Origin of the sequence: Devosia sp., from assembly GCF_036676215.1 — a bacterium.
Taxonomy (GTDB): Bacteria; Pseudomonadota; Alphaproteobacteria; order Rhizobiales; family Devosiaceae; genus Devosia.
The window spans coordinates 1-12,289 of sequence record NZ_JAKFDJ010000093.1; the positions used below are offsets into that span (position 1 = coordinate 1).

11 protein-coding genes are annotated in these 12,289 nt (G+C 62.5%); 10 read left to right on the forward strand and 1 reads right to left on the reverse strand.

The features are described from left to right. The 10 genes from V6M52_RS09530 to V6M52_RS09575 all read left to right on the forward strand — a co-directional run. Positions 1 to 964 (forward strand): extracellular solute-binding protein (locus V6M52_RS09530; protein WP_332700844.1); only part of this gene is annotated, 964 nt, incomplete at its 5' end. A gap of 68 nt (positions 965 to 1,032) precedes the next feature. Beyond that, positions 1,033 to 1,920: a carbohydrate ABC transporter permease gene (locus tag V6M52_RS09535; RefSeq protein WP_332700845.1), complete on the forward strand. Its 888-nt coding sequence runs from the start codon at positions 1,033 to 1,035 to the stop codon at positions 1,918 to 1,920. After that, on the forward strand, positions 1,920 to 2,768 hold the full coding sequence (locus V6M52_RS09540) for a carbohydrate ABC transporter permease (RefSeq protein ID WP_332691420.1): 849 nt from the start codon (positions 1,920 to 1,922) through the stop codon (positions 2,766 to 2,768). The genes V6M52_RS09535 and V6M52_RS09540 overlap by 1 nt, the downstream gene beginning before the upstream one ends. Before the next feature lie 6 nt (positions 2,769 to 2,774). Continuing rightward, entirely contained in the window at positions 2,775 to 4,103 is a 1,329-nt protein-coding gene (locus V6M52_RS09545) for a glycoside hydrolase family 32 protein (protein ID WP_332700846.1), read from the forward strand. Between the two features lie 34 nt (positions 4,104 to 4,137). After that, positions 4,138 to 5,493: a hypothetical protein gene (locus V6M52_RS09550; RefSeq protein WP_332700847.1), complete on the forward strand. Its 1,356-nt coding sequence runs from the start codon at positions 4,138 to 4,140 to the stop codon at positions 5,491 to 5,493. Continuing rightward, positions 5,486 to 6,481 (forward strand): ABC transporter ATP-binding protein, encoded by a 996-nt coding sequence (locus V6M52_RS09555; protein ID WP_332700848.1) that lies wholly within the window; start codon positions 5,486 to 5,488, stop codon positions 6,479 to 6,481. Before V6M52_RS09550 ends, V6M52_RS09555 begins: the two co-directional genes overlap by 8 nt. A 306-nt stretch (positions 6,482 to 6,787) precedes the next feature. Then, a complete protein-coding gene (locus V6M52_RS09560) occupies positions 6,788 to 7,861 on the forward strand; it encodes a 4-oxalomesaconate tautomerase (RefSeq protein ID WP_332700849.1) in 1,074 nt (357 codons plus the stop codon). A gap of 52 nt (positions 7,862 to 7,913) precedes the next feature. Further along, on the forward strand, positions 7,914 to 8,888 hold the full coding sequence (locus V6M52_RS09565; protein ID WP_332691407.1) for a Bug family tripartite tricarboxylate transporter substrate binding protein: 975 nt from the start codon (positions 7,914 to 7,916) through the stop codon (positions 8,886 to 8,888). 2 nt (positions 8,889 to 8,890) lie between these two features. After that, a complete protein-coding gene (locus tag V6M52_RS09570) occupies positions 8,891 to 9,406 on the forward strand; it encodes a tripartite tricarboxylate transporter TctB family protein (RefSeq protein WP_332700850.1) in 516 nt (171 codons plus the stop codon). Position 9,407: 1 nt separating this feature from the next. Further along, a complete protein-coding gene (locus V6M52_RS09575; protein ID WP_332700851.1) occupies positions 9,408 to 10,916 on the forward strand; it encodes a tripartite tricarboxylate transporter permease in 1,509 nt (502 codons plus the stop codon). 36 nt (positions 10,917 to 10,952) lie between these two features. On the opposite strand, the gene V6M52_RS09580 is transcribed toward V6M52_RS09575, so the two are convergent. Then, entirely contained in the window at positions 10,953 to 11,855 is a 903-nt protein-coding gene (locus tag V6M52_RS09580) for a LysR family transcriptional regulator (protein WP_332691399.1), read from the reverse strand. Positions 11,856 to 12,289: the final 434 nt, after the last annotated feature.

Below are 12,289 nucleotides of genomic sequence, written 5' to 3' on the forward strand. Positions count from 1 at the left end.
CGATCCGGAAATCCTGGCTGACCTGCTTCCTGCCATCAAGGATCAGGGCACCTATGGCCCGGCCGGTGAATTCTACTTCGTCAGCCCCTATGACTCCGGTACGATCCTGTGGGGCAACAAGGCCCTCCTCGAGAAGGCCGGCGTGCGCATCCCGACATCAGTCGAGGATGCCTGGACCCGCGACGAGATGCGCGATGCGCTGGAAAAGCTCGCTGCCTTGCCCGAGGTCGAATGGCCGCTGGACGTCAAGATGAACTATGGCGCCGGCGAGTGGATGACCTACGGCTTCTCGCCGCTGGCACAGTCCAATGGCGGCGACCTCATCGACCGCACCACCTGGACGGCCGAAGGCACGATCAATTCCGCTGCCAATATCGAGACGCTGACCGAGCTGCAGACCTGGAACAAGAACGAATGGATCGTTCCGGCCAGCGCCGGCGACAACAAGTTCTACGGCGAAAAGACTGCGGCCTTGTCATGGGTCGGCAACTGGATGTGGCCGGCTCACCGCGAAGGGCTGGGCGACGATCTCGTGCTGATCCCGCCGCCGAAGTTCGGCGCCGCCGGTCCGGTTTCCGCCAATGGCGGCTGGGGCTGGGCCGTGCCCACGAGCTCGACCAACCTTGAAGACGTCAAGCTCTTCCTCAACTACGCCATGTCGAGCGAGCAGGTCGCGGCCTATGCCGATACCACCGGCTATGTGCCGTCCCGCACCTCGGCCATCCCGCTCTCGGCTACCTATGGCGAAGGTGGCGAAGGCGAACTCTTCGCCAAGCTCGCCGAGTGCTGCGCCGTGGTGCGCCCGGTACACCCGGCCTACCCTGTCATCACCTCGGCCTGGTCGCAGGCCGTCGTCAACATTCTCTCCGGCGACGTCGACGTGAAGGCCGAACTCGATCGTGCGGCGCAGACCATCGATCAGGACATCGCCGACAACGACGGATACCCGCCCTTCGGCGAGTAACCCAGCGGGACGCGGCGGCGTCGCCGCGTCCCATTCGTCCAGGCGCAAAGCCGGACCGGAGGAGCCCCATGTCGATCAAATCTCGGAGCCAGCGGCAGGAACTGGCCATGCTACTGCCTGCCGTGATCTTTCTCACCGCGCTGATCGTCGTGCCGTTCGCGCTCTCGATCTGGTTCTCCTTCACAGACCAGCGACTTGTGCCACGACCGATCCCCACCAAGATGATCGGCTTCACCAATTACTCCCGCATGTTCGATGATCCGCTGTTCTGGCAGGCAATCTGGAACACGGTGCTGTTCGCCCTGCTAGTCGTGCCGTTCCAGCTCGCCATTTCACTGGGCGCGGCGCTGATCCTCAATGCCGCAATCCCGTTCCGTAGCGTGTTCCGGGCCATCGCCATCCTGCCGCTGCTGCTGCCGATGACCGTTATCGTTGCCATCTGGGCCGTGCTGTTCCGTATCCCCAATGGCCCGCTCAACGCGGCTTACCAAGTGTTCTCTGGCCCGGGGAATTATGTCGACTGGATCGGCAACTCCTCCACCGCCATGATTTCGATAGTCGTGCTCTCGGCCTGGGCCACATTCCCCTACCAGATGCTGATCTACCTGGCGGGCCTGCAGGACATTCCGCAGGACCTCTATGAGGCTGCCAAGCTGGACGGCGCCAAGAGCTGGCAGCGGTTCCGCTATGTCACCTGGCCCGGACTGCGCAACGTCAACATCTTCCTGCTCATCATCACCACCATCGGGGCGCTCAAGCTGTTCACCCAGGTCAACATCCTGACCAAGGGTGGGCCCAACGGGGCGACGACCACTATCATCCAATATCTGTTCCAACAGGGCTATGCGACTCAGAAGGTCGGCTATGCCTCGGCCGTGGCGGTGTTCTTCTTCCTCGCCGTCACCGCCATCGCCCTGCTGCAGCGCAAGTTCCTCAAGAACGAGGGAGAGGCGTGATGACCGCATTGCGCATTCCGCGCGGCGCCGTGCTGCCGCTGCTCTTTGCCGGCATCCTCGCTTTGGGCGTGCTGCTGCCGCTGCTGATGATGGTGACCATCAGCCTCAATCCCAACGAGCAGGACATCATGGTGTCCATGGGCTCGATCCGCTCCTTCATCCCGCAGGTATTCTCCCTCGAAAACTATGTGCAGGTGTGGACCGACCCCGTGCATCCGTTTGCGCGCTATCTGTGGAATACGCTGCTGATCACCGGATCAACTCTGCTGCTGTCGATCCTCTTCAATTCCATGGCCGCATTCGTTTTGGCGCAAGGCACGCTCAAGGTGCGCAAGCTGGTGATGATCCTGATCCTGGCTACTCTTGCAGTCCCCGGCGAAAGCCTAGTGCTGCCGCAGCTCATGCTGGCGAGCTGGGCGGGGCTGATCGACAGCTACCAGGTGCAGATCATTCCCGGCGTCGCCAACGCCATGTCGATATTTCTTTTCTACCAATTCTTCTCGCGCCTGCCCAAGGAACTGATCGAGGCGGCGCGGATCGACGGGTTTTCGTTCTTCCAGATCTACCGCTATGTCGCCATGCCGCTATCCAAGCCGGTGATCTCGGCGATCGCCGTGCTGCAGTTCCTCGAAATCTGGAATGCCTATCTGTGGCCGGTCATGGTCACTCGCGGTCCCGAATACCGGCCGCTCTCGGTGGCGATGTCCGCCTATTTCGGCACCAACCAGGCCGCCTGGGGCAACATCATGGCCTTCGCGGTTTCGATGGCCATACCCGTCATTCTTTTCTTCCTCATCATGCAGCGCCAGTTCATCGCCTCGGTGATGAGCTCGGGTGTCAAAGGTTAGTCCGCCGTGTCCGAAAAATTCCGTCCGCAGTTTCACTTCGCACCACGCGCCGGCTGGCTGAACGACCCCAATGGCATGATCCGGATCGATGGCGCCTATCACCTGTTCTTCCAGCACGATCCCGACAGCACGCTGCACGGGCCGATGCATTGGGGCCACGCCCGCAGCACTGACCTAGTGACCTGGGAAGAACTTCCGGTGGCGCTCCATCCAACCGAGTTGGGCACCTGCTTTTCCGGCAGCGCGATCGAGACGGCCAATGGCGAGCTGAAGCTATTCTATACCGCTCACCAGAGACCCGACGACCGAGACTTCCAGACGCAGTGCCTGGTCCATGCCGACCGGGCCCTCACCGCCTTCACCCCGGAACCAGCCAATCCGGTGATCGACAATCCAGGGCTTGAGTGCTTCCGCGATCCCAAGGTGATCTGGCATGCAGCTACCGCCCGCTGGATCATGGCTGTGACCCAGGGCCAATCCATCGGCTTTTACTCTTCGACTGACCTGATCGACTGGACCTTCGAGAGCGCGTTCGGCGAGACGGACGGTCGGCACAGCGACGGCCCGTGGGAATGCCCTGATCTCGTCGCCATGCGGGCTCCGGATGGGTCGGAACACTGGATCCTGCTGGTTGGCATCGGCTCCGGGGCCTATGGCCCTGGTTCGGGCAACCAGTATTTCGTCGGCCAGTTCGACGGCCACCGCTTCGTCAATGCGAATGCACCTGAGACTGAACTCTGGCTCGATTATGGGCGCGACTTCTACGCCGCCCAGACCTTCTTCGACCGTACCGGCGCCGCGCCGGTCAATATCGCCTGGGCCAGCAACTGGACCTATGCCCGCACCACCCCTACCCAGGCCTTCCGGGGCGTCATGTCTCTGCCCCGCGAGATGCATCTGGTCGAGACACAACAGGGTCTTCGTCTCGCCCAGCAAATTCCGGCGGGTGTGAAACAAGCATTTGTGGCCCACACCGGCGCGACGGGCACCTATCGGCAGGACATCGCGATCGACCTGGCGGTGGGGCAGCAGGCGGCCATCGCCTTGTTCGGCGAGCGCAGCCCCCACTTCGTTGCGCACCGGACCTCCGGCACCACCGCGACCATCAGGACCATCCGTGCCGATGTCGCCGGCATGCCCGATTTCGCACACAACTACATCGTCGATCTGGCCTATCCCACCGACGGACCGCTGGCGCTCGAACTCTATGTCGACCGCGGCCTGGCCGAACTGGGCACAAGCGACGGCCAGGTCTGGATCACCAACCTGTTCTTCCCCGAGCACCCGGCCGGCGTGGTTACAGTCACGACCCTGAAGGCACTGGAAAATGTCTAGGGCGAGGAACCCACTGATCGCTGCACTCCTCGCCATGACCCTTCTTGGCTCGGCTGCCCATGGGCAGCAGGCGATCTACTTCGCCGGCGAGACGGCAGGCGTAGGCGACCCCAATCCTTACGCGGACGACGGTGTCTATTCGGTGTTCTACCTGCAAAACAAAGGACGGCACCCCTGGTGGCTCACTCAAACCAGTGACCTGATCAGCTATTCCGCGCCTGTCGAAGCCATTCCGGTGGGCGAGTCCGGCGCGCCGGACTACTGGACGGGCTCCGGCAGCGTGGTGCGCGCCGACGACGGGCAGTACCACATCTTCTACACCGGCCATGACCCGGAGGCGCAGCCCAAGGAAGTGACCATGCACGCCACCGCGCCTGCCCTTGGCGGCCCGTGGCAAAAGCAGGATGGTGACGCGTTTGCCGGCACGCCGACCTATGACGAGTGGGATTTCCGCGACCCCTTCGTGTTCTGGAATGCCGAGGTCAACGCCTGGTGGATGCTGATGACCACCCGTCACGATGGCAAGGCCGCCGTCGGCCTTTATACGTCGACCGATCTCGAAACCTGGATGGTGAGTGCTCCGCTCTACAGCGAGGTCTCGGACCTCAACCTCGAAGTGCCAGATCTTTTCCCGGCAGGCGACGACTGGTTCCTGCTTTATTCGGATCAGCGCGGCAATTCCCGGCAGGTTCGTCATCTGAGCGCCAAGACCAGCGACGGCCCCTATGCCTACGGTCCCTTCGATGCACTGGACGGCAAGGGGTTCTATGCCGGAAAATCCGCCGGAAGCGAGGATGAGCGGCTCCTGTTCGGCTGGGTTCCACACAAGCAGTTGCGCAAGGACGCTATGGACTTTGTCTGGGGCGGCGATCTGGTGGTGCATCAACTGGAGCGCACCAGCGAAGGAGTGCTGGGCGTGCGCCTGCCCGACATGATCCGCTCCCAGTTCGACACCGAACGGCAGACCATCCGGCTCGATGCCACCGACCTGGGCCGGGCCGATACGCCAATCCTGATCACGGCCTCGCTCGCTATCGCCAATGGCGACCGCTTCGGAATCGCATTGACGGCGGGCAATACCGGCCGTGTCAGTTCCATCGAGCTGGATGATGCGAGTGGCGTGGCCAGCTTTCGCTACAACGGCGACACCAACTTCGCGCCGACGGTGCGCTATCCCGTGCCCGAGGACGGCCGGTATCGGCTCGACCTCGTCATCGACCCCGTGCTCGGGCTCGGCATTCTCTACATCAACGATTTCCGCGCGCTGAGCTTCCGCTACTACAAGGTCGCCGGCACCAATCTGTCCCTGTTCTCCGACACCGGGTTTACCGCGCTTGAGGGCACGGTCTCCACCCGCAGTAGCGATATCGAGGAGGCTAACAATGGCTGACGTGCGTTTTTCATCCGTTCGCAAGGGCTATGGTGCGGTGGAGGTCATCCCCGAGCTCGATCTCACCATCGAAGATGGCTCGTTCACCGTGCTGGTTGGCCCTTCCGGCTGCGGCAAGTCCACTCTGCTGCGCATGATTGCGGGTCTTGAAGAGGTCACCGCGGGCAGTATCACCATTGGCGGCGAGGACGTGACGCATCGCGATCCCTCCGAACGCGGCATTGCCATGGTGTTTCAGAGCTACGCGCTCTACCCGCACATGACGGTGGCCGACAATATCGGCTTCGGACTCAAGCTGTCAGGTCTGCCCAAGGACGAAGTGGCCAAGCGTGTCGCCGATGCCGCGGCGATCCTCCAGCTCGACAAGCTGCTGGAGCGCAAGCCGCGACAGCTCTCTGGCGGCCAGCGCCAGCGCGTTGCGATCGGTCGCGCTATCGTGCGCAAGCCGAAGGTCTTCCTGTTCGACGAACCGCTCAGCAATCTTGACGCCGCGCTGCGGGCGCAGATGCGCGTCGAGCTGGCGGAACTGCACACCCGCATCGGGGCCACCATGGTCTATGTGACCCACGACCAGGTCGAGGCCATGACTATGGCCGATCGGATCGTGGTGCTTAACGGCGGCCGCATCGAACAGGCGGGCGCCCCGATGGACCTCTATCGCGCTCCCGCGACGCCTTTCGTCGCCGGCTTCATCGGCTCGCCGCGCATGAACTTCCTCGAGGGCCAAGCGGCCAGGGCATTGGGGGGTGATCTGGTCGGCATCCGGCCGGAGCATCTGGATATTTCGACCACGTCCGGTCTCTGGACGGGGCGGCTCCGCCACGCCGAGCATCTGGGCTCGGAAACCCTCAGCTATGTGGATGTGGAAGACATCGGCTCCATGACCGTCAGAACCGAGGGCGAGGTTTCCGTGACGCCGAACCAGCAGGTCTATCTTTCTCCGCGCGCAGGACAGTTGCACGTCTTCAACGACGGCAAGCGCAAGTAGCCTGAGGGTGTCGGTGCGAAGGACGCACCGATAGATCAGCGACCTCGAGCATTCGGCCAGGTGCGAATTAGTGCCTTCGCCCGTCAGCCTGGCAATTGGCTCAAGACGCGATAGCGGCGCTCCGGGCCAATGCGAGACCCAGGCTAATCGGTTTGACCAATCGCTTCGAGGAACTCGAACCTGCCGGTCTGCCTCGGCGGCCCCGCCTCGGATTGATGCTCTTTTCACATCAATCGCCAAAAACAACGCAATTCACATCCCTGCTCGGCTCAGGCATCTCCATGGGCGAACAGGGAGTGGCCGTCCATGCAGGACGATTTGTTGCGAATTCCATGCGTGATAATGCGAGGCGGCACGTCCAAGGGCCCCTTTTTCCTCGCCAGCGACCTGCCTGCCGATCCGACCGAGCGCGACGCTCTTTTGGTCGAGATCATGGGTTCGGGCCATCCGCTGCAGATCGACGGCATCGGCGGCGGCAATACTCTTTCGTCGAAGGTGGCGATCGTGGGGCCGGCAACCCGTGCCGACGCTGATGTCGACTATCTGTTCGCCCAGGTGAAGGTCGATACCGCCCTGGTCGACACCGCTCCCAACTGCGGCAACATGCTTTCCGCCGTGGCCCCCTTCGCGATCTCGGCCGGCCTTGTGGCGGCGCGCGATGGGGAAACCCGGGTAAAGGTTCACAACGTCAACACCGGGAAGATCATCGAAGCGCGCATTCATACCCCTCGGGGAGAAGTGCGCTACCAGGGTGACGCCACGATCGACGGCGTGCCGGGAGATGCTGCACCTGTTTTCCTCGCGTTTCACGATGCCGTCGGCGCAAAAACCGGCCGTCTGCTTCCCACGAACGCCGTCATGGAGACCATCCAGGGGCGTAGCGCGACACTGATCGACGGAGCCACTTCCGCCGTCATCCTGCTGGCCGAGGAATTTGGGCTGACCGGTTCGGAAACCGCCCGTTCACTTGAGGCCAATGACGACTTTGCGCGTCAGCTGGAGTCGATCCGCCGGGAGGCCGGCTTGCGCATGGGATTTGGCGATGTCGCCAACTCAGTGCTGCCCAAGCCCATCCTTATCGGCGCCCCGGCCAAAGGCGGCGACCTCGCAATACGCTATTTCACGCCGCTCACCTGCCACACATCACTGGCGACCACTGGCGCGGTCACGGTCGCCATGGCGGCGACCGTTGCCGGAACGGTGGTCAACAGAGCCTTGAACAATTGGTCCGCTCCGGCAGAGCTGACCTTCGAACACCCCACCGGTCGCATGACGGTGCGGGTTGAGAACCAGGCATCGGGAAACGTGCCTGTCGTCTATGTCATGCGAACATGCCGCCGCCTCTTCGAAGGATCGGCACTGGTACGAAGAAAAGCCTAACATGCCCGGCCAGGAGGGCCGGTCAACCAACAATCCCAAGGGAGGAAAATCCATGCTGAAACTCAATCGTCGCGCCGTGGTGGCGCTGGGCCTGGCCGCTGCACTTGGCTCGACCGCACCCGTATTTGCGCAATCGGACTACCCCAACAAGCCAATCACGCTGGTCGTTTCTTACGCCGCCGGAGGTGGCACCGACGCCATCGCTCGCCTGTTCGCGGCCCGCCTCGAGCAGGCCCTTGGCGGTCGTGTCATTGTCGAGAACCGACCCGGCGCCGCGGCCAATATCGGCACCGAGGTGGTCGCCGAGGCTGAGCCAGACGGTTACACGCTGCTGATCGGCAACCAGGGACCGATGGTCGTTAATCCCCATCTGTTCGAGTTGCCTGCCGATCCTGCCGAGGCTCTCGATCCCATCGCCATGATCGCTGACGCGTCATTGGTGGTCGTGGTCGGTCCCAAGCAGCCGGTCGCGACGCTCGGCGAACTGGTGGAAACGGCCAAGACCGGGCAACTGGTATACGGTTCGGCCGGCAATGCCTCGGCCAGCCATCTGGCCTCCGTGCTCTTCGGCCAGACTGCCGGCGTCGACATCAGGCACGTGCCTTATCAGGGCGCCGGTCCGGCGGTGAACGATCTGGTCGGTGGTCACATCGATTTCATGATCACCACCATTCCGTCGGTTATCGGACTGGTTCAGGACAGCACGCTCAAGGCTTTGGCCGTCACCGGCTCCGAACGCTTCACGCAGTTGCCCGACGTCCCGACCGCCCAGGAAGCAGGCGTTGAAGGCTATACCGCCTCGGCCTGGTACGGTCTGCTCGGACCGAAGGGGCTTCCCGAAGATGTCCGCCAGCGCCTGGCCGACGCGACTGCCGAGGTGCTTGCCGACCCGGCCTTCCTTGAAAAGCTCGCCAATGACGGCGGTGTTCCCTCCACGCTGGTCGGTGCCGATTTCGCCGCCTACATGGTCCAGGAGCGTGCCCGCTGGGGCGAGGTCGTCGCGGCGGCCGAAATCTCGGTGGAATGACCATGTCAGACGAAGCAAGCCCACCAAGCGCTCGCTTCCCCTGGAGCCAGGATGGCCTTGCCGGCCTGGCTCTGGTGGTCTTCGGCGCCGTCATGCTCTGGGCTGGCCTGGAACTTCCTTTTGTTACCAAGAGCGGCGGCGTCGGCTCCGGCTTGCTGCCCAAGCTCCTGGTCGGGCTGATCATCCTGCTCGGCATCGTCCAGCTCGTGCTTGCCTATCGCAAGCCAGGCGAGGGCACCGGCACCTGGCCACTGTCCCGGTTCCTTCCGGTGTTCCTAGGGGTGGTCGCCTTCGCATTGACCATTCGCGGCTCCTCGATCGGACCGGTGGCAATCCCGCCATTGGGCATGGCCGTCGCGGCGCCACTCGCCATCATCGCTTCGGGGCTCGCCGCCAAGGAAGCACGGATCGGCGAACTGCTGATCTTTGCCGTGCTGCTGACAGCATTCTGCGTCGGTGTCTTCCGCTATGGCCTGGGTCTCTCCATCCCCGTGGCCCCATGGTTGATCGGATTCTGAGATGTTTGAAGTATTCGCCAATCTAGGCCTCGGCTTCACCGTCGCCCTCACGCTCAAGAATATCGGCCTCTGCTTTCTCGGTTGCCTCATCGGTACGCTGGTGGGGGTGTTGCCGGGTGTCGGTCCGGTCGCGACGATCGCGATCCTGCTGCCGGTGACCCTCTCGCTTGATCCGACCGGCGCGCTCATCATGCTGGCCGGCATCTACTATGGCGCCCAGTACGGCGGCTCAACGACCGCAATTCTGGTCAATATCCCGGGCGAAGCCACCGCGGTGGTCACGGCCCTTGATGGCCATCAGATGGCGCGAAACGGCCAAGGTGGTCTAGCGCTGGGCCTTGCCGCCATAGGCTCGTTCATCGCCGGTACGGTGGCGACCATCGTCATCGCCGCCGTCGGCGTGCCGATGACCCGCTTCGGCCTGCTGTTCGGACCGGCCGAATACTTCTCGCTGATGATCATGGGCCTGGTGCTCGCGGTCGTGCTGGCACACGGTTCCATCCTCAAGGCGGTCTCGATGATTGCCGTGGGCGTGCTGCTGTCATGCATCGGCGCGGACATGGAGACCGGTCGCGAGCGAATGACCTTCGATCTTCCGATGCTGCACGACGGCATCGAATTCGTCGTCATAGCCATGGGCATTTTCGGCTTTGCCGAAATCTTCAAGAACCTGGCCGATCCGGAAAAGCGCGACGTTGTTCGTGGCTCGATCGGCCGTCTGTGGCCGACATGGACCGAACTCAAGCAGAACTTTGCTCCGATGCTGCGCGGCACGGCCCTCGGGTCGATTCTCGGCGTGTTGCCGGGCAACGGCGCCATTCTGGGGCCATTCGCCAGCTATGCGGTCGAAAAACGTCTGTCAAAAACGCCCGAACTCTTCGGCAAGGGGATGCCTGCGGCGGTCGCTGGCCCCGAGTCGGCCAACAATGCCGGTGCGCAGACGTCCTTCATCCCTCTGCTCACGCTTGGCCTGCCACCCAATGCGGTCATGGCCTTGATGGTGGGCGCGATGATGATCCAGGGCATCGTGCCCGGACCGCAGGTGATCGAGCGCAATCCCGACCTGTTCTGGGGGCTGATCGCCTCGATGTGGATCGGCAACCTGATGCTCGTCATCATCAACCTGCCGCTGATCGGGCTTTGGGTGAAGCTCCTGCAGATCCCCTATCGGCTGCTGTTTCCCGGCATCGTGGTGTTCTGCTGCATCGGCCTGTTCTCGATCTCGAACGACCCGGCACAGGTGATCATGGCAGCGATCTTCGGCCTGGTTGGATTCACCCTGTTCAAGCTGGGGTTCGAAGCTGCGCCACTGGCACTGGGTTTCGTACTCGGCGACCTGCTCGAACAAAAGCTGCGTCAGGCGCTGATCATCTCCAACGGCGACCCGACGACCTTCCTTCGCTCGCCGCTCTCGGCGGGGCTGCTGCTGGTGGCCGTCATCGCGCTGGTCATGGCGGTGCTGCCGACCATTAAGCGCTCGAGGGACGAGGTCTTTGTCGAAAACTCCTGATCATGGGGGGTCGCCAGGGGCTGCCCTGGCGATCCCTCAATCGGAGTTGCCCCACTGTTGCATGAGCCGATCCACAAACTGCTGCGCTGGCGGAGAGAGACTGAAGTTCCGGCGCTTGATTATTCCGATCGTTCGCGACAAGGCGGGAGAGCGAAGCGGGCGGGTCGTAATGATCGGGTGTCCCTTCCTGGGCGTCGCCAGGCGAGGCAATACCGATATGCCCAGCCCGGCTTCGACGAAGCCCAGCGACGTCGACAGGTGGGTGGTTTCAAAGAACCAGTTGATCTTGAGATTGGCTCGGGCCAATGCGGCGTCCAGCAGCGTTCGATTGCCGCTCGAGCGATCGACAGTGATAAGCCGATGGCCATGCAGGTCGGACCATTCCACTTCCTCTTTGGCCATGAGCGGATGATCCTTCAATGCTGCCAGCACGAAGGGATCCTCACCCAGGGGGAGGAATTCCAGTTCCGAGCTGCCTGCCCCCATGAAGTTAATGCCGAATTCGGCTTCGCCGCGCGAGACAGCGTCGACACCGGCATTGGCGGTCAAATCGAGCACCCGGATGCGGACATCGGGGAAGTCGGCGTTGAATGCCTTGATGAAGGACGGCAGGAAATAGAACGCGGCCGTCGGCAGGCACGCCATGGTGATGAGTGCCGCCCGGCGAACGCCGACGTCGCGGAAGGAGAACAAGGAGGCATCGAACTCGTCGATCAGGCGTCGTGCCAAGGGCTCGAGTTCACGGCCGATGGCTGTGGGCGTAACCTGCCGCGTAGTACGCTGGAACAGCTGCGCGCCCACGGTCGCTTCAAGCTTCTGGATTCGGCGAGACAATGCCGGCTGCGACATGTTCAAGACATCGGCAGCACGACGGAAATTGGACAACTCCATCAGGACGATGAAGGCTCTGAGATCCAGTGTGTCGCAGTTGAAGATCACTCAATAAACTCCGGATCAGCGAAGGCCGAGGACGGGTGACATGCGCATCGCGGAACCATTGTACGCAGGATCGGTCCGCATGAAAGAAAAAGGCGACCCCCACCACGTGTTGGCCAGTGATCGGAATGGCTGCCTCCGGCCCCTACCCTGCCCGGCAGCTTAGCGGCCCATTCCTGCCGTTCAGACGCTGACTCGAGTTCCTCCAAGGCTGCCATTCAGTCCCTGCCGAGGCAGTTTTTCAAAGCTGTTTCGAAGGGCAGGATACCGCGCGGGCAATGGTGCCCACTTTTGGCCGAGTATGGCGCGCTGGTCAGGATAGAACTGCGAACACCTACTCTATTGAAATCACAAGATAATTTTGCAGACCCTCTAAAGCCAAGGATCCGACGAGGATGGGGAAGCGTCTCGGCACGCCCGATCCCAGTTCAGCCACC